Source organism: Neobacillus drentensis, assembly GCF_036965645.1.
Classification (GTDB): domain Bacteria; phylum Bacillota; class Bacilli; order Bacillales; family Cytobacillaceae; genus Neobacillus; species Neobacillus drentensis_D.
Genome location: NZ_JBALPZ010000125.1, coordinates 1 through 21,142, shown reverse-complemented (window position 1 = coordinate 21,142; position 21,142 = coordinate 1). Strand labels below are relative to the sequence as shown.

Annotated in this window: 22 protein-coding genes and 2 riboswitches; of the genes, 9 read left to right on the top strand and 13 right to left on the bottom strand. The window is 38.5% G+C overall.

The genetic code is table 11. From position 1 onward, the window contains the following. Nucleotides 1-329: 329 nt before the first annotated feature. From guaC to metE, 5 genes are all read right to left on the bottom strand, one after another. Nucleotides 330-1,313 carry a GMP reductase gene (gene guaC / locus V7266_RS21985; protein ID WP_335470971.1) on the bottom strand — a complete coding sequence of 328 codons (984 nt, stop codon included), beginning with the start codon at nucleotides 1,311-1,313 and terminating at the stop codon, nucleotides 330-332. Between the two features lie 591 nt (nucleotides 1,314-1,904). After that, on the bottom strand, nucleotides 1,905-2,405 hold the full coding sequence (locus tag V7266_RS21975; protein ID WP_335470968.1) for a flavodoxin domain-containing protein: 501 nt from the start codon (nucleotides 2,403-2,405) through the stop codon (nucleotides 1,905-1,907). Continuing rightward, the gene (locus tag V7266_RS21970; RefSeq protein ID WP_335470965.1) at nucleotides 2,386-3,429 is read right to left on the bottom strand and encodes a ribonucleotide-diphosphate reductase subunit beta; all 1,044 of its coding nucleotides are present in this window, start codon (nucleotides 3,427-3,429) and stop codon (nucleotides 2,386-2,388) included. Before V7266_RS21970 ends, V7266_RS21975 begins: the two co-directional genes overlap by 20 nt. A 24-nt stretch (nucleotides 3,430-3,453) precedes the next feature. Then, nucleotides 3,454-5,754: a ribonucleoside-diphosphate reductase subunit alpha gene (locus V7266_RS21965; protein ID WP_335470963.1), complete on the bottom strand. Its 2,301-nt coding sequence runs from the start codon at nucleotides 5,752-5,754 to the stop codon at nucleotides 3,454-3,456. A gap of 213 nt (nucleotides 5,755-5,967) precedes the next feature. Continuing rightward, nucleotides 5,968-6,148, bottom strand: a riboswitch (cobalamin riboswitch). An 86-nt stretch (nucleotides 6,149-6,234) separates the two neighbouring features. Further along, a complete protein-coding gene (gene metE, locus V7266_RS21960) occupies nucleotides 6,235-8,523 on the bottom strand; it encodes a 5-methyltetrahydropteroyltriglutamate--homocysteine S-methyltransferase (protein ID WP_335471050.1) in 2,289 nt (762 codons plus the stop codon). A gap of 143 nt (nucleotides 8,524-8,666) precedes the next feature. After that, nucleotides 8,667-8,857: riboswitch (cobalamin riboswitch) on the bottom strand. Nucleotides 8,858-8,986: 129 nt separating this feature from the next. On the opposite strand from metE, the gene V7266_RS21955 reads away from it, so the two are divergent. After that, nucleotides 8,987-9,538 (top strand): GNAT family N-acetyltransferase, encoded by a 552-nt coding sequence (locus tag V7266_RS21955; RefSeq protein ID WP_335470961.1) that lies wholly within the window; start codon nucleotides 8,987-8,989, stop codon nucleotides 9,536-9,538. A 35-nt stretch (nucleotides 9,539-9,573) separates the two neighbouring features. Here V7266_RS21955 and V7266_RS21950 read toward each other — a convergent pair whose 3' ends face one another. Then, the gene (locus V7266_RS21950; protein ID WP_335470958.1) at nucleotides 9,574-9,738 is read right to left on the bottom strand and encodes a hypothetical protein; all 165 of its coding nucleotides are present in this window, start codon (nucleotides 9,736-9,738) and stop codon (nucleotides 9,574-9,576) included. A gap of 107 nt (nucleotides 9,739-9,845) precedes the next feature. On the opposite strand from V7266_RS21950, the gene V7266_RS21945 reads away from it, so the two are divergent. Then, on the top strand, nucleotides 9,846-10,064 hold the full coding sequence (locus V7266_RS21945; protein WP_335470954.1) for a hypothetical protein: 219 nt from the start codon (nucleotides 9,846-9,848) through the stop codon (nucleotides 10,062-10,064). Between the two features lie 59 nt (nucleotides 10,065-10,123). Here V7266_RS21945 and V7266_RS21940 read toward each other — a convergent pair whose 3' ends face one another. The 4 genes from V7266_RS21940 to V7266_RS21925 form a co-directional block, all read right to left on the bottom strand. Further along, complete coding sequence (locus V7266_RS21940; protein ID WP_335470952.1) at nucleotides 10,124-10,261, bottom strand: YjcZ family sporulation protein; 138 nt, start codon at nucleotides 10,259-10,261, stop codon at nucleotides 10,124-10,126. A 178-nt stretch (nucleotides 10,262-10,439) separates the two neighbouring features. Further along, nucleotides 10,440-11,555 (bottom strand): cysteine desulfurase family protein, encoded by a 1,116-nt coding sequence (locus tag V7266_RS21935; RefSeq protein WP_335470950.1) that lies wholly within the window; start codon nucleotides 11,553-11,555, stop codon nucleotides 10,440-10,442. A gap of 28 nt (nucleotides 11,556-11,583) precedes the next feature. Next, nucleotides 11,584-12,309: a gamma-glutamyl-gamma-aminobutyrate hydrolase family protein gene (locus V7266_RS21930; RefSeq protein ID WP_335470948.1), complete on the bottom strand. Its 726-nt coding sequence runs from the start codon at nucleotides 12,307-12,309 to the stop codon at nucleotides 11,584-11,586. Nucleotides 12,310-12,330: 21 nt separating this feature from the next. Next, nucleotides 12,331-12,639: a BC1872 family protein gene (locus tag V7266_RS21925; RefSeq protein WP_335470945.1), complete on the bottom strand. Its 309-nt coding sequence runs from the start codon at nucleotides 12,637-12,639 to the stop codon at nucleotides 12,331-12,333. Between the two features lie 307 nt (nucleotides 12,640-12,946). On the opposite strand from V7266_RS21925, the gene V7266_RS21920 reads away from it, so the two are divergent. The 4 genes from V7266_RS21920 (at nucleotide 12,947) to V7266_RS21905 (ending at nucleotide 16,002) form a co-directional block, all read left to right on the top strand. Beyond that, nucleotides 12,947-13,156, top strand: a complete 210-nt coding sequence (locus V7266_RS21920; protein WP_335470941.1) for a hypothetical protein — start codon at nucleotides 12,947-12,949, stop codon at nucleotides 13,154-13,156. A 164-nt stretch (nucleotides 13,157-13,320) separates the two neighbouring features. Further along, nucleotides 13,321-14,388: a sulfite oxidase gene (locus V7266_RS21915; RefSeq protein ID WP_335470938.1), complete on the top strand. Its 1,068-nt coding sequence runs from the start codon at nucleotides 13,321-13,323 to the stop codon at nucleotides 14,386-14,388. 259 nt (nucleotides 14,389-14,647) lie between these two features. Further along, complete coding sequence (locus tag V7266_RS21910; RefSeq protein WP_335470936.1) at nucleotides 14,648-14,968, top strand: hypothetical protein; 321 nt, start codon at nucleotides 14,648-14,650, stop codon at nucleotides 14,966-14,968. Between the two features lie 254 nt (nucleotides 14,969-15,222). Beyond that, complete coding sequence (locus V7266_RS21905) at nucleotides 15,223-16,002, top strand: Cof-type HAD-IIB family hydrolase (RefSeq protein WP_335470934.1); 780 nt, start codon at nucleotides 15,223-15,225, stop codon at nucleotides 16,000-16,002. 173 nt (nucleotides 16,003-16,175) lie between these two features. Here V7266_RS21905 and V7266_RS21900 read toward each other — a convergent pair whose 3' ends face one another. After that, a complete protein-coding gene (locus tag V7266_RS21900; RefSeq protein WP_335470932.1) occupies nucleotides 16,176-17,231 on the bottom strand; it encodes an LLM class flavin-dependent oxidoreductase in 1,056 nt (351 codons plus the stop codon). A 151-nt stretch (nucleotides 17,232-17,382) separates the two neighbouring features. Between V7266_RS21900 and V7266_RS21895 the strand changes: the two genes are divergently transcribed. Further along, nucleotides 17,383-17,670 (top strand): hypothetical protein, encoded by a 288-nt coding sequence (locus V7266_RS21895; protein WP_335470930.1) that lies wholly within the window; start codon nucleotides 17,383-17,385, stop codon nucleotides 17,668-17,670. Nucleotides 17,671-17,721: 51 nt separating this feature from the next. Here V7266_RS21895 and V7266_RS21890 read toward each other — a convergent pair whose 3' ends face one another. Further along, the gene (locus V7266_RS21890) at nucleotides 17,722-18,231 is read right to left on the bottom strand and encodes a glycosyltransferase (protein ID WP_335470928.1); all 510 of its coding nucleotides are present in this window, start codon (nucleotides 18,229-18,231) and stop codon (nucleotides 17,722-17,724) included. Nucleotides 18,232-18,459: 228 nt separating this feature from the next. Then, entirely contained in the window at nucleotides 18,460-19,341 is an 882-nt protein-coding gene (locus tag V7266_RS21885) for a mechanosensitive ion channel family protein (RefSeq protein ID WP_335470925.1), read from the bottom strand. 216 nt (nucleotides 19,342-19,557) lie between these two features. On the opposite strand from V7266_RS21885, the gene V7266_RS21880 reads away from it, so the two are divergent. Then, complete coding sequence (locus tag V7266_RS21880; protein ID WP_335470923.1) at nucleotides 19,558-20,271, top strand: cell wall hydrolase; 714 nt, start codon at nucleotides 19,558-19,560, stop codon at nucleotides 20,269-20,271. 117 nt (nucleotides 20,272-20,388) lie between these two features. Next, nucleotides 20,389-21,093, top strand: a complete 705-nt coding sequence (locus V7266_RS21875; RefSeq protein WP_335470921.1) for a YjjG family noncanonical pyrimidine nucleotidase — start codon at nucleotides 20,389-20,391, stop codon at nucleotides 21,091-21,093. The last annotated feature ends 49 nt before the right edge of the window (nucleotides 21,094-21,142 follow it).

Below are 21,142 nucleotides of genomic sequence, written 5' to 3'. Positions count from 1 at the left end.
CAATATTTTTTCTCGTTTAATTTCATTCTCTAAGATATAACAAACCACAAACTCTTTCAAAAAAATTCTCTCCTATTCCCTCATTAACAAAATTGATCTCCCTTTATTAAACTATATATAAATGTTCGTAAGGAATCTATTTTTTATGAGGGAATTAGACACTGTAATTTTATTGTAATTATTTTAACCATTTAGTAAATATAAAGTTAACCAAATCAATCCAATATCTCATTTTAATGACGAAAAGTTGTCTCTAAACTAGAAAGTGAGCAAGTCCTATGGACCCTTGCTCACTCTAAATGACAAATATTTAATTTATAACGCAGCCATTAATAGATCTTATCTCCATTAAAAATAGAATTCTTAACAATGACATAATCTACATTTCGAATGGCTGTAAGCTTGTTACCGCCTGCATAAGAAATGGAAGATTGAAGATCCTGTTCCATTTCCACAAGGGTATCCTTCAGAGACCCTTTAAATTTCACATACATCTTTTTGCCTTCAACATTTTTCTTTTCACCTTTTTGAAACTCAGAAGCTGAACCAAAATATTCTTTATACAGTTCACCATCTTTTTCAACCGTTTCTCCTGGTGATTCTTCATGCCCAGCAAATAACGATCCGATCATAACCATGGATGCCCCAAATCGAATAGATTTGGCGATATCCCCATGTGTACGGATGCCGCCATCGGCAATGATTGGCTTGCTAGCTGCTTTAGCACACCATCTCAGTGCTGCTAGTTGCCAGCCGCCTGTACCAAATCCAGTTTTTATTTTAGTAATACAAACCTTACCTGGTCCAATCCCTACTTTTGTCGCATCTGCACCAGCATGCTCCAATTCTCTTACGGCTTCAGGGGTTCCAACATTACCTGCAATAACAAAGCTGCCGGGAAGGTGTTTCTTGATATGCTGTATCATATTGATAACGGCATTAGAATGACCATGTGCAATATCAATTGTAATGTATTCAGGTGTAAGATTTTCTTCTGCAAGTTCTTTTATAAAACGATACTCGTCCTCTTTGACACCTACACTTATCGAAGCATACAATCCTCGTGACTGCATATCTTTAACAAAGTCTAAACGTTTCTCTGGCTGGAAACGATGCATAATATAGAAGTAATTATTTTCCGCTAAATAAACCGCAATTTTCTCATCTATAATTGTCTGCATATTTGCTGGTACAACTGGCAGCTTAAATTTACGACCGCCAAATGTAACTGTTGTATCACATTCAGTCCGGCTGTTTACGATAGATTTTGCTGGAACAAGTTGAATATCCTCATAGTCAAATACATTTTCCATGTGTTTTCACTCCAAATTTAGGTTTTGTACATAGCTATAGTTTTAAATTGAAAATATCTTGTCTAATAAAAGTAGTGTTCCGAAAGTGCACGGTTTCATCCACTTTTTTACATTGAGTTTTAAATACTTTTATCTCAAACACAAAATTGATTGTATAACACGAATATTATTTTGTCAATCAATTAAAATGTTCGTCTTTTGGATAAAAAGTACCTTTCCAGAAAAAAAATCAAACCTATTCATCATAATCGAACATTTATCCTGATTATTTCTAATTTTTTATCTTTGGTTTTATGCATATTTAGGATTCCATAAATAAAAGGAGAATCACTGTATGCGATCCTCCTCCTTTTTTTAGCTTATACTTGGTCATTAACTATTCGTTAAATTCCGCCACTGTTTCTTTTATTCAGTAACTTTTTAACCTGTTCCTTTGGGCTCCAGCAATTAAATTTATAGTACGTCTTGGTTTCATAACCTAACCGGCTGCAATAATAGTTTATTCCTTCTGTTTTTTTCTCCGCTCTAAAATATTCACATGTTGCACAGCAATGAAAATCTTTCATGAACACCAACACCCTCACACCAGAGTTAATTTTTTTGCAGTTTATTCTCTAAATACGGTTTGTGAGATAATTGGTTTGCCCTCTTTATGATCGACTCCACAAACTTTTGACTTCGCTCGAAGTCCTGTATTTGCGGAAGCAGTTCCACCTTCAACGTGGCAGCAAGGTTAGTGTGAACGTATAACATATCCCGAAACTGATTGACTGCTCCACAATAGGTTGGATAAAAGGTATCTCCCGTTCCAAAAACCGCTGTAACCAAATCTTTATTAACAAGATACTCTATGGCTTGATAGAGTTTCCACATTTCTTTTGGGATTTCCCCATCTCCCCAAGTATAGGTCCCAATCGCAATAGCATCATAAATCCATAAATACGCAAGGGGAAATTCTTCCACTTTATAGATCATCACGTCAACTGAATAACCGAGGAAGTTTCGATAAATGACCTCGGCCAATTCTTTCGTGTTTCCAGTTACAGACGAATAAACAATGGCAATCTTCATCTTACAATTCGTCAAATCCATTGGACTGAGAGACTTTTGAGTAGGTCCTTGATTTTTGCTCAAAGAAATCAGACTTTGTTTCATTCACCATGTCATCACCAAACACCTGAATCCATGGCATTGGGTTTATTTTTTCAGGATAAAGATTGTTTAAACCTAACTGTCTCAACCGTTTATTGGCAAGATATTCGACATACTCTTCAAATTCGTGTAAATCAATGCCTTTAATTTCAGCTAGGATGTAGTACGCCCACTCTTTTTCAAGTTCAACCGCCTGGCCGATTGTTTCATACACATAGTTGATATTCTCTTCTGTATGAAGATCAGGATTTTCAGTTAGAAGGATGCGAATAAACTGGGCAATAAAGTAGGCATGCTGCATTTCATCACGTTGAATATAACTAATCATTGTACTGGTTTTCAGCATTTTTTGCTGACGAGCTAAATGATAAAAAAAGGCAAACCCTGCGTAAAAATAAATGCCCTCAAGATTAATCGAGTTTACACCTAATTGAAATAACGATTGCGGCGTCGGATTCTCTCGAAAATTTTCATAAGCATTCAAAATCAATTGATTTCTCTTCCTGACAATTGGATCATTTTTAGCTTGATTGAACCGTTCATTTTGTTCGCCAATTGGAACTAATGAGCTTAAGATATAGGAATAGGATTCATTATGGACGGCTTCTTGCTGGGAAATCACAGCGAAAATGGCTTTGAAGCTAGAATCTGTCACATAATCCATGACCTGACTCATCGTCGGTGTTTGCAGGCTGTCTAGTGAAGCAAGCTGTGTGTTTATTCGCAGGAAAACATCTTTTTCGGTATCACTTAGAGAATCCCACTGTTTAATATCATCCTGCATATTAATTTCTTGCGCCTTCCAGAAATTTGCAAGCAGGGTTTGATACAAATCATACATCTTTGGATAGGCGATATCATTCCAATTCAACAGACCTGAAGACTTGCCATTGATGATTCCAGTTGACTTATTAGGATATTCCGGGTTTAATAGTTTAATTTTGGTTAATGGTGTATGATTCATTTTGTAAATACCTCCCTTTATTCACTAACTATGGCATGCTTCACATTCGTCGATTTCTGATTGAGATGTACTTCTGACGTAATAAGTTGTTTTTAGGCCTTGTTTCCAGGCTTCCAGATGAAGATTCAATAATTCCTTTGCTTTAATGTCATGACGAACATAAAGATTAAAGCTTATGGATTGATCAATGTGCCGCTGACGGGCAGCATTTTGCCGAATGCTCCAGGTCTGATCCAAGACATGTCTCGACCGGCGGTAATAATTATAAGTGTTATGATCTAAATCAGGTGCCGTGACTTTAAATTTAAAATTCTTCTTTTCTTCCGCGTATTCGACTGCATACAATGGATCAATTCCATCTGTCGAACCGCCAATTTTTGCTGTTGATGAATTAGGAGCAATCGCCATCATCCAGCCATTTCTGACTCCGTATTTGGTAACTTCCGCTTTTAGCTGATTCCACCGTTCACTTTTATAACCTTTTCGCTCAAAATAAAGGCCCGTTTGCCATTCTGACCCAGAAAATTTACTATAAAAGCCTTTTTCCTTTGCTAACAACATCGAGGAACGAATAGTATAGTAAGCAATTTTCTCATAGAGTTGATCGGCAAATGAAACGGCCTCATCTGATTCCCAGAAGATACCCTCTAAGGCCAGGAGATGATGCCAGCCAAATGTACCTAAGCCCACCGCTCTGTATTTTTTATTAGTCGCTTCCGCTTGTCCGACTGAAATGGTATTCAAATCGATTGCGTTATCTAACATTCGTACTTGAATCGTAATGAGCCTTTCTAAAACATGGACTGATCTTGGCAAATTGATAGAGGATAAATTACAGACAACGAAATCCCCAGGTTTACGAACAATCACAATGTTACCGTCTTCATCCTTGTATTCTTTTACAATTGTCGTAGCGGACATGTTTTGCGCAATCTCTGTACATAAATTACTGCAAAAGATAGAGGTGCGGCCGGTGCCCTGTAAATGCTTGTTGGGATTTTGCCGGTTAACTTCATCTCGATAAAACATATATGGTGTTCCGGTCTCTAATTGAGAAATCATAATCCGCGCCATAATTTCCATTGCCCGATACGTTTTCCTTGGCAGTAATGGATGTCTTACAGCTTCTTCGTATTTTTCAGTGAAAAACTTTTCATCCAGCTCGTCATAAAAATCCTCTAACCCAAGAGGCGTTCCGTCTTCATCCTTCCAGCCCATGATTTGTTTAACTTGATGCGGACAAAAAGTATGCCATTCTCCAATGCTTCGGCCGTTTTCATCGACTTCTTCCAGTTTCTTCATAAACAAATCAGGGATGGAAACACCTGTGAAAACATCATGAGCCTTTCTTCTTTCGTCTCCATTGTTGGTTTTTAAATCTAAAAAGCCTTTCATTATATCTTTATGGAAAACATCTAAGTATACAGCGATGGCTCCTTGTCTTTGTCCTAGCTGATCCACACTCACAGCCGTATCGTTAATCAGTCTAATCCATGGGACGACACCGGAAGAATTCCCTTTAAATTTTTTGATATCAGAACCTAAGGCGCGTACTTTTCCAATATAAATACCAATGCCGCCGCCATCTTTACTTAGGCGGGCAATGTCCCAATTATTTAAATAAATTCCGTCTAATGAATCGTCCACCGTATCAATAAAACAGGAGGAGAGCTGACCATAGCTTTTCCCGGCATTCGAGAGGGTCGGTGTAGCAACGGTCATATACAAGTTGCTTAATGCCCAATATGCCTCTTTTACATATGTGATTCGCTTATCCTTCGGTTCGTTTTTCATTAATGTCATGGCAATGATCATAAACCGTTCTTGAGGTAACTCGTAAACATTTCCTTCGTAGTCTTTAGCTAGATAACGATCTGCTAGCAGAAATAACCCTATGTAATTAAAAAGATCGTCTTTTTCTGCATCTATTTCTGACCCTAAGGTTTCAATTTCTTCCTTGGTATAATCTTTTAATAGATCTTTTGAGTAGATTCCAATTTTCGTAAGATAAGAAAGCAGTTTATAAAAATCACCGTATTTTTCTGTTTGGTTATATCCTCTTTGTTTGGCTGCTTTTTGATATAAATCATTTAAGTATAGGTTTGCTGCGAGGAAGGTCCAGTCGGGATCTTCCATAGAGATTTGATTTAAAGAATAGATCAATGATTGTTCATATCGTGAAGATTCCTCGAGTTCCGCTATCTTTTGGATTAGCTGTGTTGTATCCAGTTTGTATTTTTCCTTTGCTCTTTTTATGGCTTCTAAAACCGTGTCCAGTTCAGAATGATTTTTAATAGTCATATGATTACCCCTTTTTGTGACCATGGCTCCCCAATTTTGACGAGTTTGGTCGTAAATATCTTTTGTGTGACCATGGGTACACATTTCTCTAATGTGCGGGCACAATTACTTGTTCAAATAAAAAACCCATCCTCGGAGAAGATGGGTTCATAAAACGTGGATTAAACTAGTAAAACAGCAGTATCACTGTATTAGTCAGAATACCCCTCGTTCTATCTTCCCACTTCCCGAAGAAGATAACACGTTATAAAAATGGCAGGTCTCCTGACTTATGCTTCTACCCTACTCTAATCCCTTCCCGTCCGAAGACAGTGGATACGATTATTTCGTCAGCAATTACAGTTGCGGGTACAGTACTGGATTTACACCAGATTCCCTATTAAGTCTATATATAGACACCATTTTCATTGGTTATTATCTATATTTAGTATATGCCATTAAAAACAAATACTAAATATTGTATATCAACTAATATAGTATACTACTTTCACTTTGACAAGTATTTTATTTTTTCACCACTAGTTTTTCTCTCACTTGCTCTGCCGCCTCTACCATGACCTCTAGTGCAGTAACTGTCTCCTTTAATCCGCGGGTTTTCAAGCCGCAATCGGGATTAATCCAGAATAGCTTTGGTTCAAGGACTTGGAGAGCACGCTCGATGTTTTTCGTTATTTCTTCAAGTGCAGGTACTCGAGGACTATGAATATCGTAAACTCCCAGACCAATACCTTTATCATAGGTATTGTCTTCAAACGCGGAGAGTAATTCACCATGGCTTCTAGAGGTCTCAATCGAAATAACATCCGCATCAAGAGCATTAATCGCATCAATGATATCTTCAAAATTCGCATAACACATATGGGTATGAATTTGGGTCTCATTTCGCACAGATGTGGTTGCCAGCTTAAAGGCATAAACCGCGGCATTCAAATAGCTGTCCCAGTTTTCATGTTTTAAAGGCAGCCCTTCACGGAGTGCCGGTTCATCCACTTGAATCATACTAATTCCATTTTCTTCTAACAATTCTACTTCTTTTCGAAGGGCAAGGGCAATTTGATTCGCCACCTCAAAGTGCGAAATATCATCACGGACAAACGACCAGTTTAAAATCGTAATGGGACCAGTTAACATCCCTTTCACCGGCTTCGTGGTTAGTGACTGGGCATAGACCGTTTCCTTCACCGTCATCGGGTCTTGGAAAGAAACGTCTCCATAAATTAGCGGCGGCTTGACACAACGAGATCCATAAGACTGCACCCAGCCGAATTTCGTAAATTGAAACCCAGCTAATTTTTCACCAAAATATTCGACCATATCGGTGCGCTCAAATTCTCCATGAACAAACACATCTAGTCCTAGTTTTTCTTGAATCTCAATCCATTTTTTAATTTCTGCATTTATATATTTCTCATATTCCACATCGGTTAACTCACCTTTTCTCCATAATTGACGCTGCCTGCGGACCTCCTGTGTTTGCGGGAAGCTTCCAATCGTTGTTGTAGGCAGAAGCGGTAATTGGAATGTGGTTTCCTGGATGGGCTGTCGAATGTTAAATGGTACTTCACGTTCAGCACGAACCGAAGCCAATTTTTGCATGTCGTTTTGTACTTGTTGATTGTTTCGGAACGTTGATTCATTTAAGGTTTTCATTGCTTCTGTACTAGCAGTGATTTCTTCTAGGATGGAATCTTTCCCGAGATGAAGTCCTTTTGTTAAAAGAACAACCTCATGTAATTTTTCATCCGCAAAGGATAGGGCATTTTTTAGCACCTCTTCAAGTGTATCCTCACTCTCCACGGTAACAGGTACATGTAACAAACTGGCTGAAGGCTGGATAATTAAACGGTCCTTTGAAACAATCTCCGCAATTTCGGAAAGCAGTGTTGTCTTCTCATCAAGATTGGCGCGCCAGATGTTACGCCCATCAAGAATCCCCGCTGCAAGCACCTTTTCTTCGGGGAATCCAAACTTCTTCAAGGAGGCTAGATTCTCACGGCGATCATGAATAAAATCGAGCCCTATTCCTTGAACAGGCAGGGAAGTAATCACCTCGTAATGGTCAATGCTATCAAAATAGGTTTGCAGCAAGATGTTTACGTCAGGTGCAGCCTTATTCAATTGCTGATAAACGTCAGCGAATAGATCCAGCTCTTCTTTTGAAAGTGATGTTGCTAATATTGGTTCATCGATTTGGACCCAACTAACTCCCTCTGCCTGCAGCTCACGGAGAATTTCTTTATAAAAAGGAACGAATTGTTGAACAACTTCTTTCAGGCTGCTATAACCCTTTGATAGTTTAACAAATGTTATTGGACCCAATATAACCGGTTTACCTTCAATTCCAAGTTTTTGTTTTGCCTCTTTATAAAATTGAAGCGGGCGGTTTTCAACAAGAGTCGGTGCAGCTTGGTCCAGTTCAGGAACGATATAGTGATAGTTTGTGTTAAACCATTTTGTCATTTCTGCTGCTACAGCATCCTTTGATCCTCTTGCGATTTCAAAGTAAGTTTCAAGTGAAACTTCACCACCCGAATAGTCGAACCGCTTTGGTACAAGCCCGAACATTACAGCTGTATCAAGGACATGGTCATATAGGCTAAAATCACCTACAGGAATTAAGTCGATTCCTTGGTCCTTTTGCTTTTGGAGGTGCTGCAGGCGCATCTCCTCCATTTTTTTCAAAAATGACTCTTTTTCTATTTTTCCTGCCCAAAACTGTTCGAGTGTTTTTTTCCACTCGCGTTTTTCTCCAATCCTTGGATACCCTAGATTCGAACTTTTCATCGTTTCAATTCCCCTTATAAGTTGTATTTTTGTCCCAATAAAAAAATCTCCCTTTCAACGGAAAGAGAGATTGATACGCATAGTTAACTAGAATTGAGACCTTTTGGTTTGCTCAACACGTATTCCTCACTCCCCCCTATACACCCGTAGAGTTCAAGCGCATACAACAGGCAGGTCTCCTGGCTTAGGTTCATCGCTCCTTATCCCTTCCCATTTCAATTGAAACAGTGGTTGCTCGATAAGTTGCTCACCATTACAGTGGCGGGACCGCTCCGGAATTACACCGGTATTCCCTATTAAGCTGAGTAAGTATTTACACAGCACCTGTTGCATTTATTATGTAATTTTAAAAACATTTCGAATTTAATTGCCATGTTAGCATGTATCCCAAGGACTGTCAAAATATTATTTTATAAACCTATAATTTTGTTATAATGAGCTTGAGTAAAAAATCACGGCAAGGAGCCAGTATATGAATTTGACATATGAAGTGATCTCTGATGATAAAATTGAATGCTGCAGAGAATTATGTAATGAGCTCATGAGGTTTCAAAAATCGAAAGCGCACATCAAACCTGAATTATTTGATAGCATGAATTTTGAGACTAGAATGATTCCTTCCATCAGAAAGGCACAACACAATTACACAGTTGTTGCAAAAGATGGTGATCAGATAGTTGCTTATGTCTACTCCAATATCTCTTGTAAGGAAACGTATTCAAATGACTTTGCTACTTTTTTTGATTTATCTTCAGTTTGTAAACCTTATGTAGGATGCTTATCCAATTTTTATATAAAAGACGAGTACAGACAATACGGTATAGGCTCAAAGCTTTTTACTATGTCAATCGATTGGTTAAAGCAGTTTGAAGATGTAGAAGACTATTTTATCTTTGTTTCTAATGGCAATGAAAATGCTTTAAATTTCTACAAACGAAAAGGTTTTTCTGTTAGTCATGATATATTAGATGGATTTATCACAGTGTTGCGAAAAAGTAAAAAAGAATGGATAAGCGAGCCATGAACAGGTAAAACTTTTCGTTTTACCTGTTTCTTATTTTAGATAATAGTAACGGAAGCACTATCTCTAATTTCTAGTGGGTCCTGAGTTTCAGTTGGTTGATTCACTTCCACCATTGGTGCCTCTGATTCGTTTATAGGACTCATTTCAGAAGGTTCACCCATATCATTCATGGATGTTGAGAACTTATTTTGTTTATCCAAGTGTATCACCTCCATTATTTATTATCTCGTTTTAATGAAAAAATAATGGTTTCATTAAAAATTGGAAATAGTAATGTTTAGAAAATGAATGAGCAGGAGGGACAGACATGGAACAAAAGAAACCAAATTTTCATAAACAAGCCATTAAAAGTTCGCACGAGAATGAACCAGCCTTTAATGTTTACCTAGGTGAGTTGTTAGTTGCGGAAGTACGCGGGAATGATCCAACTCATCTAACCGTCATTCCAATGAGAGAACTCAATGATTATGAAGAGGACAAACTTCATGAATATATTGAATCTATGGTATCAAATCAAGAATATTAATGTAAAAAAGGACTAACGGCAACACGTTAGTCCTTGGCCTCTAATTAGATTCATAAAATCTAGAAACAGATTACTGCTCCAACAATAATTAACAGGATGAACAAGACAACGATTAAAGCAAAACAGCCGCCATAACCAAACCCTCCACATCCGTAACCACAACCGCCGTATCCTCCGAAACCACCATATCCAAACATATTTTTAAACCTCCTTTATATATTTCAATTACAATTTATGCTTAAAAATAAAAATGGGAAGGGCACTTTCATCAGAAATTTTATAACACATGATTTGGTGGTTTACTTTTCCTGTATGTCAACTCATTATTTTTCCATTTTGCCTATTTCCAACACATAGTGTAAATAAAAAATGTAACTACACTATCCTTTTTAACTCTAACATCACCTGATCGATTTCGTCTTTTGTCGTGTACCTGCCTAAACTAAAACGAATCGCACCCATCCCAACTTCCTCACGGACACCCATTTCCTTTAATACCGGTGATAATTCAATGCTTCCGGCATGACAGGCAGAACCCGTCGAGGCAGCTAGACTTGGAATTTTCGTTAAAAGGTCTTGACCTATTTTTCTAACAAAACTTACATTCAAAGTGTTTGGCAGCCTTTGTTCTGGATGACCATTTAAGACAATCTGATCTCCAAACGCAGCCTCTAATTCACCCCAAAAATAGTTAGTCAAATTTTTTATATCATCATTACCTTCCTGCTTCTTCGCGAGCTCACAGGCCTTTCCTAAACCGACTGCTAGTAAAGTATTTTCAGTTCCAGCGCGAAGGCCGAACTCATGCCCCGCTCCATGAATAAGCGGTTCAAGCTCAATTCCGTTTTTGATATAAAGCGCTCCAATCCCCTTAGGTGCATATAGTTTATGGCCGGCAATTGTGAGGAGGTCTACATTTAGTTCATTTACATTGATTGGAACTTTCCCCGCCGATTGAGATGCATCTGTATGAAAAGGGATCCCATATTTTTTAGCGATTTCCCCTATCTCCTTGATTGGCTGTAATGTGCCTGTTTCATTATTAGAGTGCATAATCGAGATCAGGATGGTCTCATCCGTAATCGCCTTTTCAATTTCTTCGGGTAAAACTCTCCCGTAACAGTCAACACCTATGTATGTCACCTTTGCTCCTACTTGTTCAAGAAACTTACTTGGATTCATGATCGCTGGATGTTCAATGTTAGAAGTGATGATGTGGCAGCCTCGATGCCGATTTTTAAAATAAACACCCTTCAAAGCCATATTATTTGCTTCGCTGCCACCACTAGTAAAAATGATTTCTCTTGCTGAACTGCCAATTAAATCAGCCACCTGTTCTCTCGCATTCTGCAATATCTCATTTACGGGTTTCCCAGCCCAATGTAAAGCTGAAGGATTTCCATAAAAGTCCGTGAGCAGTGGCTGCATGGTATCTACGACTTCAGGTGCCAATGGGGTACTAGCATTGTAATCAAGATAAATTTTTTCCATGTATCGATTCCTCCGTTCCATCCATTAATCAAACCGTAACTTTTAAACTGCTTTTAATAAATTCTACGAACAAATTGTTCATCTGATCATTGGTGTTTACCATGGATTCTGGATGCCATTGTACTCCCACTGTAAATGTACTTGGATAAATGTATTCGACCGCCTCAACAATCCCGTCAGACGACTCTGCGACTACTCGTAAATCTTTGGCCACCTTATTTATAGATTGATGATGAAGACTATTTACTCTTACCTGCTCTGAGTCTAGTATTTGAAATAATTTACTATCTTTTTGAATGTTTACCCAATGAGTTTCGCTGCTTCTAGCAACCTTTTGCGAGTGTTGAATCGGCTCTTTGACTTGGCTTGAGATATCTTGTAGTAACGTTCCTCCTAAGGCCACATTTAAAATTTGAATTCCTCTGCATATGGCGAGCAAGGGAATATTGTTCTCTAACGCGTATTTGGCAATGGAGATTTCAGCCAGGTCGCGCTCACGAGTAGTAGGACCTAACTGTGGATGTGGATCCTCGCCATAAAAAAGCGGGTCTACATCTTCTCCGCCACTTAGGATAATCCCGTCGCAGAGCGGCATCATTTCTATCGCTAGTTCCGCATTTATGTATGGAAGAATGATCGGTATTCCTCCATTGGAGGCGATTGCCTTATGGTAATCATGATGAACATAAACACCTTCCATAAATTGATTATGATTGACATATGCCCCTGTAATACCAATAATTGGTTTATTCATGAAATATCTCCCCCTTTTATACTAAAGCCAGCCCTCATCAATCGAGCTATTATCTGCAATGGAAAAAGCTGCGTTCGTAATTGCTTGAGCTAAGGTTTCACCCGCTTCACAAACATCATCAAAACAAGCCTCGGTTGTCCCATTTGTTTTATAGACAAAGCCTAGCTCTTTTAATCTTTTTACTAAAAGCATAGCATGTTCGAGATTGTCTTCCGGTTGAAACTCTGAAACAGGAATGAAGAGTTCCCTTTCATAATCATACCATCTGTCCCATCGATTTAGCTTCCAGCCTAGGATTCTACGCGCAAGGATTTCTATTTTGTTCATCATATGTAATGACTCCTTTATTTACTAAGTTTTATTATTTTACCATTTTCATAGTTTCTCTCCTATAAAAACAGACCCAACTCCGGCAAAAGCAAAAAGTTTTCACAAAATCGCCACAATAGACTATACTTGGACTTACTACCTTATTTCAGGGTTTTATTTAGTTAGAAAAGGGAAAATAGTATTGAGGTGAAAAAAAATGAAAGTTACTATAACTACAGCCGCAAAACAGCAACTGATCACTCAGCTTGGTGAGGAACCAACCGTACGAATCAACGAAATCCGAACTACTGGTTGAGGGGCGACCTATATGTATGAACTTGCTCAGGTTGAGCAGGCAGAAAATGATGAGGTTTTTAAGATTGAAAATTTTACCATTCTTATTGACTCACTAGTGATAAGTCATCTGGATGGGGATGTGGTGATTGATCATAACAAAAATTATGGCTATATCCTCAAAAACAGTTACGAGATTTTAACCTTTGGGATGAAATTAAATAAGAACTCCAAACTAGATTAACACGAAGCCACTGTACTTAAAAAGGTAACAGTGGCTTTTTTCATGAGTTTTATGTTTTCTTTTTACACCGACAGTCTGAAGAATTCATGTAAATACCGCTTCATTTGAATAATCGTCCTCCAACTACATATGCATTAAATAGAAAAGTTTAAGGAGGTTATAACTTGAAAAATTCCCATCAACCAGAGGTAAAGCCCTACTTAATTACAAAGTCTTTAACCCCAGAAAATCAGGAAACACCCATACATTTTATTAATGACGATATCGTAGATGGAAAATTATTTTACAGAAGAAACCATTTTACTTATCCTCACTTTACCTCTTCCTTCTACTTTCTTCCAATTCAGGGATTCGTACGTACCCCAAGAACATTTTCATTTCAGGATATATACTCACTGCCATCGAGAACCATCAAAATGGTTTTAGAGTGTTCAGGAGATAAACGTGGCTTTTTTGAACCAAAAGTATTTGGAGAACAATGGGAAAAAGGTGCCATAAGTCAAGGAAGCTGGAAGGGAGTTTCTTTACGGACCTTACTACAGTACACTGGGGTGATTGATGGTGCAAAAGAAGTCGTTTTTGAAGGCTATGATTATGGAGAAAGACCTGATTCCAACCAAATGGTTCACTTTTCAAGAAGTTTACCTATTGAAATGGCTCTTGAACCTGACACCATCATTGCTTATGAGTACAATAATCAGCCTATCCCCTTTAAGCATGGTTTTCCCTTGAGATTGATCTTCCCTGGTTGGTATGCCATGGCTTCTGTAAAATGGCTTAAAAAAATTACGGTAATTGACAAAGAATATAAAGGCCCCTTCCAAACAGTAGACTACGTTTACTATCCAAACAAAGAAAATGATAATGGGAAGTTTCCTGTCACTACAATCCATGTAAATTCCACAATTCAATCTCCTCTAAATAGGAAAATATTGAAAACAGGAATGTATCAAATAAAAGGAATTGCATGGACTGGAAAAGGGAGTATTACCAAAGTAGAAATTAGTTTTGACGATGGCCACACTTGGGAGAACTGTCAATTAACCTCTACATCCGAGAAGTATTCATGGGTTTCTTGGAATTATGAATGGGAGGCGCGGAAGATAGGTGAGTATACAATAAAAGCAAAAGCAACTGATTCCCATGGGCATGTTCAACCCTCCGAACCATTTTGGAACCGTAAGGGCTATGGTTACAATGCAGTTGATTATATTAGAGTTAAAGTGGAATAAGCCGGGACGAATTATGATGGGAATGAGGAGAAAACTGAGCTAATTTAAAATTTTTATTTTTCTAAGAAAATATTTCTTTTTAAGTGCAGAATACTTGAAAATTATCGAATTTATGATATTCTAATAGTGAATTTTCTGTATTTTTAGAATAATCAATTAAAAATCAACTTTGCCTCTACAATCTTCTTTTTCACCTCAAGATACACCCCTTATTCTTTTTCCATGGATCAGAAAATAAATAATGACTGGAGTGATTTATTTGTACAATCCTCAAAGTGGGTCTAATGAGGCTGTCAACACAAATGTCTGTCAAAGTTGTGGAAGAATCACCTTAAAACATGATGGGGCGGGTTCAGACAAGAAACAAGGACTTATTTTTCTAATTTTGGGCTGGTTGTTTTTCGTTATTTCCCTAGTGTTTATTCCTATTTTGTTCGGAGCCGCTTCCTTTCTAATGGGTTTCTTTACTTTCCATGATCGAAGTAAAGCCCATGGTGTGGTTCTCATGATGTTTGCCTCAGTAGGATTAATCCTCGGCTCGCTGTTTAGCTTTATGGTATCGGGAACCCTGTTTTTATAAGTTACAAAAGGTTGGTAGATATTCTATCAACCTTTTTTTATTTTCTCAGTAATAGCTGGAGTATCAAACGAAATATAATAATTTACAATGTAATCTAAGGCGGCGAGAAGCCATTCATACCATTAACTTGACTTACCATATTTTTCATTTAAACTTTTGGAGTAGTGCTTTTATTCGTTTTTAGACGGTAATGATATACTTGGTTATACGCATTTGTAATTTAGCTATAAAACAGCAGCTTAGGAGAGTGAATGATGAATTATAAGGTGGTCATCTTAGATATAGACGGAACTATCGTTCCACATGGAAAAACCGTCAGCCCTGCCACAAAGGATGCGATTCAGCGGTTAAAAGATAAAAACATGAAGGTAGTAATTGCAACAGGGCGGGCTCCTTATTTTTCAAATTCTGTTGTAAAGGAAACTGGAGTAGACTCAATGGTTTTCTTTAACGGCTCGTATGTTTTTCATGAAGGTAAAGAGATCTTTCAAAATGCAATTGATAAAAGTATCTTAAAAAGGGTTCATCAATTATCTGGTGATTTTCAGCATCCTCTTACTTTCTTGAGTCATTCAAGCTTTACTGCTACCGACTTGAGCCATCCTTTTGTTATCGAAGCTTATAGTCATGATCCGTGGAAACCTGAACTTGCACCGCCAAGTTATTGGATGGACCAAGATATTTATCAATTGTTCCTCCACTGTAATCTAGAAGAAGAGATACATTATAAGGCAAAGATTCCGGAGTTGGATTTCCGAAGATGGAGCTCTGGGGCGCGAACCTGTGATGTGAATCTTACAAATTCAAACAAGTCTGTTGGGATCACAAAGTTATTGGAGAGGCTTGGGATTGCTCCCGATGAAGCCGTTGCTTTTGGAGATGGTTTAAATGATATTGAAATGCTCTCATTGGTAGGAATGGGTGTGGCCATGGGGGCAGCATCTGATGAATTAAAGAAAGCTGCCAATATGGTTACTCTTTCTGCTGAAGAAGATGGGGTTGTTTATGGGTTGGAGAAGCTTGGATTAATTTAGTATTTTCTTATCGTTTGGGGGAATGAGTCTTATCCCCCGAACGATTCCTTTTTCTATTTCTTCTGGGGTTATGACGGCCTCTTATCCCCCGAACAATTCCTTTTTCTATTTTTCCAGGGGTTATGAAAGAAACGGCCCTTCATACTCAAAAGCCTTAATCTTGTATCTCTATATTAAATATTGCCTTCTGCCTCCCACTTAGAAACCTCATCCCTTACCCTCGGCGCTACCTCTCTCCCTAACAACTCAATTGCTCTCATTACATCCCCATGCGGCATACTACCAACCGGTACATGAAGCATGAACCTTGTGATCCCCACATTCTTACGGAGATGAATAATTTTTTGCGCGACCGTTTCAGGGTCCCCCACGTATAGTGCTCCCTCAAAACTCCGCGCCGCATCGAAACTGGACCGATCATAATACCCCCAGCCCCGCTCACGACCTAACACATTCATTGCTTGTTGGGTAGACGGGAAAAATTTATCAGCGGCAGTGGTAGTGTCTTCTGCAATAAACCCATGAGAATGGGATGCTACCGTTAATTTTGAAGCATCATGTCCTGCCTGTTCTGCCGCTCTTTTATAGAGTTTAACAAGAGGTGCAAACTGGACAGGACGACCGCCAATAATTGCAAGAACTAACGGTAATCCTAACAATCCGGCACGAATAACGGAATCCGACGTTCCCCCGCTGCCAATCCACACCGGCAGCGGATTCTGGACAGGACGAGGATAGACACCCAGATTATTTATTGCTGGACGATGCTTACCGCTCCAACTCACTTTCTCAGAAGCCCGTAATTTTAACAAAAGGTCCAACTTCTCTTCGAACAATTCATCATAATCCTGCAAATCATAGCCAAACAATGGGAAAGATTCAATAAACGAACCACGCCCTACCATGATTTCCGCTCTCCCATTCGAAAGACCATCCAGCGTAGCAAAATCTTCAAATACCCGGACGGGGTCATCAGAAGAAAGGACCGTCACAGCACTCGTCAGCCTAATCCGTTTTGTTTGCGGAGCTGCAGCTGCAAGGACTAGAGTTGGAGAAGATGCCGCATAATCTTTACGGTGATGCTCCCCCACGCCAAATACATCTAAGCCTGCTTCATCTGCAAGGATAATTTCCTCCACGACTTCACGCAGCCGCTCGGCATGACTTATTACTTCTCCGGTCTGAACATCCGGGGTGGTTTCTACAAACGTACTAATCCCTATCTCCACCTAAAATACCTCCTATATTCACTAATATTATGTTAGTAATTATGACAGAATCATTCTATCATAGTTTGTTCTAGTCTATTGCACATCCTAGCTTAGTTAAAATAAATTTGGGGAAGTTTGCACATAATACAGAAAAAAGGTGTGTTATTGCTTGGATTTTCCTACAATTAGAATGAATTTTTGGGATGCTGTATTTGCGATCCCGATGATTATGCTATTAACACAGTTCATTAAGGTATATTTTAAAATTCCGAAATGGTTTGTCCCTACGATTGCTGTTTTGTTCGGACTTGGAATCTCTATTTTTATTAGTCACAAACAGAGCCTCTTCGCTGGTATATTTATGGGCTGGTTTTATGGATATGCCGCGATTGGCTCATACGCTTCTTTAAAATCAAATATAATTGCGTATCGGAATAGAAGAAGTAATAAGTATTAAATAGAAAAGGAAATCCTTCGTAATCGTTCTACGATAGATTTCCTTTCTTTTTTACCTAAATCTATTGGGGAACTGTTTTACAATTCCATCTGTTAAAAAGTCACCCATATGAATGAGATGGGTTTCATTTATATCCGCAGTTTTAATATCCCCAGTCCGGTTTCCTTTTAATCGATCTTCTACTTCAGAAGTGGTCAATTTTAAATGGGTATAGAACATTTCTGTTAGAACCTTCTTGTTCCAATTCGGGTTGGCACTTGTTAAGAAAGCAACAATTTCATCGGCATTACGAAACCAATCTTTATTAAATTGATTAACTTTGGCTTGGTCCCCTGCTTTTGCCGCCTCGATAATTTTACCGGCAATCAAAATATGTTCCTTAAGTAAACTCGTAAGCTTGTTCCCTGCTTGTACTCCATAATACGGTTTAATAATATTGCCGAGATCCACTTGATTCTTTAATAACCTAGTCAATACATGGTCCTTGTCCTTAAGTCCCGCTAGGCTGCTGACAATAAACTCTCTTGTCCACCAAGCATGTTCAATCCACAGCTTTTGCATGGGATACTTTAATTGAATCACCGATTGATTAATACATGCCCGCTGCGGTGCCGGTCTCCCTTCTGCTCCAGCGGTTGAAACAGTGGTTGTAAAGGCTAGAGCAATAACAAACAGGCAATTAGTTGTTTTTTCATGGCTGACTGCTCCTATTCTGCTATTTTTTTCAGTTTTAGTATTGATAATTTTTCCTTTCTTATTCGATTAGGTCCAAAGACTCAAATTAAAAAATTACACTTTGTCAGTAAGAATCGGTTCAACCTTAGATTCATTATAGAGAAGCATCCCAGGCATATTAATCTGATGCTCATGAAATACCTTCAATAATTCAAACCTTACCTTTCTTGATACCTCAAAATAATCGTCAGGCCAAACCAGCCCTACCATACAAAGCTCATAACCGACATATTTCTGATTAGGATTTAGGTCTGTTATACCGATAAACTGAAATTCCTGTTCAGGGCTGCCGTCCTCCATTTTTAACAGGCATTGGGAGTATCGTTCATTACAAGTACTGCAGACTTGTTCCATTAACTCCTTCATTTTTTGCGGGTCCTCCTGATAACTGACCGTCATCCGTTCAATGACGCGCATTTTTCCCTTATTAAAATTTTGGATGGTTCTTACTTCCCCATGAGGAATGGTTAATAATTTGCCCGACCATTCACGAATTTGCATAAAACGAATGCCAATCTCCTCAATCGTACCAGAGTTATTTCCATTAAACGTGACATAATTTCCGACACGGAATTCCCGATCGGAGAGTCGAACCAAACCTAACAAGATATCCTTTAACACCTCCTGGGCTGCTAGACCAACAACGACACCGACAATTCCTGCACCGGCAAGCAGGCCTTTCAGGTTCATAAATTGGCCAATCAGGTAAACAATCACGATGGTAACTGAAGCATATTTTAAGGCTGAACGGATTACCCCTTGGATGGTCTGTTCAACCTCATCTTCCAAGAGGTGAGACTTTCGAAAAAACCAATCAACACTTCGGTTAATCACAAACGAAATGATGATTAGGATGATGATCATAAAGACGACTCTTAGAATTAAATATTCTTTTATATAATTTAAGAAATCTTCCGAATAGGTTAAAAAATCCATCCATTCACTTCCTTCAAATAATGGAATCACCTTTTAGGATGACCTATTTTTTCCATAATTATTTTCTTTGCCCTTTTTTGTCTATTAATCGATTCTTCTAAATGCTGCTACTCTATTATTTATGTAATGAAACTGTAAAACTCTGTAATACTAATCTAGGAGTCCCTTTCATAAAAATAGACACTAATAAGAGAATTCCACTGGAGGAAAATGACCTTGAAAAAACTTATTATTGCCATTTCTGTTATAGCATCTCTATTATTTACTTCACCTGCTTTTGCCTATACCGTTAAAAGCGGGGATACCATGTTTGGAATTGCTAGAAGTCAGAATCTTTCATTACAGGAGTTAGCGAGACTTAATCCGCAGATTCAAAATCTCGATTTAATTTATGTAGGACAAACTGTCAATACAGAAACTCAAGAAGTTTTCGCAGCAGGACAAACCGCCGGCAATACAGGTACCCAGGAAGTAAAAGCAATTGGACAGACCGTTAATACAGAAACTCCCAAAGTAAACACAATTGGACAAGCCGTACATACTGCTTCAAAAGCTGAAATAACAGTAGGATACTCGGAAAACGAATTGGATTTGCTTGCAAGATTAGTCCGAGCCGAGGCTGAGAGTGAACCATACCAAGGAAAAGTCGCCGTCGCCTGTGTGGTCCTTAATCGAGTTGCCAGCTCCTCATTCCCTAATTCGATTAAAGAGGTTATCTATCAAAAGGGGCAATTTCAGCCTGTCCGGAATGGAGAAATTAATCAACCGGCGGATGAGGTTTCGATTAAAGCCGTCCACGAAGCTTTGAGTGAAAAACGCAGCATAGCTGCAGGCTCGTTGTTCTTTTATAATCCAGCCACTGCGACAAACCGCTGGCTTGACTCAAGAGCGACAACGCTTGTGATTGGCCACCACGTTTTTAAAAAATAAGATCATGACCCCAGCGCTGAGTGTCTACCAATCTTATGGATGGCACCTGGCGCTTTTCTACGTTAAAATAAGAAGGCAATATACATATGATGTTTTTGAAACAAAGGGGAAAGTAGGATGAACAAATACCAAACGTTATTATTCGATGTGGATGATACATTATTAGATTTTGCTGCTGCTGAAGCCTTAGCCCTAAAGCTGTTATTTGAGAGTCAAAAAATTTCGCTTACAAAGGAAATGGAAGCCCAATATAAAAAAATAAACCTTGGGCTGTGGAAATTGTTTGAAGAAGGAAACATCGAACGGGATGAAGTGGTCAATACTCGTTTTTCCCTTTTATTTCAAGAATACGGAAAAACCGTTAATGGCGCCTTGTTGGAAAAAACCTATCGCGGTTATTTAGAAGAAGGTCACCAATTGATTAACGGTGCGCTTGAATTAATGTCCGTGTTGCAAAACCATTTTGATTTATATATTGTGACAAACGGAGTTTCCAAGACACAGGACAAACGCTTACGCGCTTCCGGTCTTCATCCGCTCTTTAAAGAAATTTTTGTTTCCGAAGATACAGGTTTCCAAAAACCGATGAAGGAATTTTTCGATTACGTCTTTGCCCGAATTCCAAATTTCTCACCAGAACATGCTTTAATTATTGGTGACTCCTTAACCTCTGACATTAAGGGCGGACAGCTTGCCGGCCTGGATACGTGTTGGTTCAACCCTGATGAAAAACCAAACAACAGCGGCATTATTCCTACCTATGAAATCCGGAATCTGAAGGAATTGAATCAAATCTTACACGTGGATGAAAAGGACAAATAGTGATTTAAATAAAAAACCTTCATGCGTTTTTGAACTGACCCGTTAAAAT

Coding starts and splice junctions, on each gene's coding strand:
- V7266_RS21890 (WP_335470928.1), bottom strand. CDS start 18,231: ATGCAAAAGCTGTGGATTGAACATGCTTGGTGGACAAGAGAGTTTATT.
- V7266_RS21935 (WP_335470950.1), bottom strand. CDS start 11,555: ATGGAAAAAATTTATCTTGATTACAATGCTAGTACCCCATTGGCACCT.
- V7266_RS21885 (WP_335470925.1), bottom strand. CDS start 19,341: ATGGATTTTTTAACCTATTCGGAAGATTTCTTAAATTATATAAAAGAA.
- V7266_RS21875 (WP_335470921.1), top strand. CDS start 20,389: ATGAACAAATACCAAACGTTATTATTCGATGTGGATGATACATTATTA.
- V7266_RS21940 (WP_335470952.1), bottom strand. CDS start 10,261: ATGTTTGGATATGGTGGTTTCGGAGGATACGGCGGTTGTGGTTACGGA.
- V7266_RS21925 (WP_335470945.1), bottom strand. CDS start 12,639: ATGATGAACAAAATAGAAATCCTTGCGCGTAGAATCCTAGGCTGGAAG.
- V7266_RS21945 (WP_335470954.1), top strand. CDS start 9,846: ATGGAACAAAAGAAACCAAATTTTCATAAACAAGCCATTAAAAGTTCG.
- V7266_RS21920 (WP_335470941.1), top strand. CDS start 12,947: ATGTATGAACTTGCTCAGGTTGAGCAGGCAGAAAATGATGAGGTTTTT.
- V7266_RS21955 (WP_335470961.1), top strand. CDS start 8,987: ATGAATTTGACATATGAAGTGATCTCTGATGATAAAATTGAATGCTGC.
- guaC (WP_335470971.1), bottom strand. CDS start 1,313: ATGGAAAATGTATTTGACTATGAGGATATTCAACTTGTTCCAGCAAAA.
- V7266_RS21905 (WP_335470934.1), top strand. CDS start 15,223: ATGAATTATAAGGTGGTCATCTTAGATATAGACGGAACTATCGTTCCA.
- V7266_RS21975 (WP_335470968.1), bottom strand. CDS start 2,405: ATGGATTTGACGAATTGTAAGATGAAGATTGCCATTGTTTATTCGTCT.
- V7266_RS21965 (WP_335470963.1), bottom strand. CDS start 5,754: ATGGTCACAAAAAGGGGTAATCATATGACTATTAAAAATCATTCTGAA.
- V7266_RS21930 (WP_335470948.1), bottom strand. CDS start 12,309: ATGAATAAACCAATTATTGGTATTACAGGGGCATATGTCAATCATAAT.
- V7266_RS21970 (WP_335470965.1), bottom strand. CDS start 3,429: ATGAATCATACACCATTAACCAAAATTAAACTATTAAACCCGGAATAT.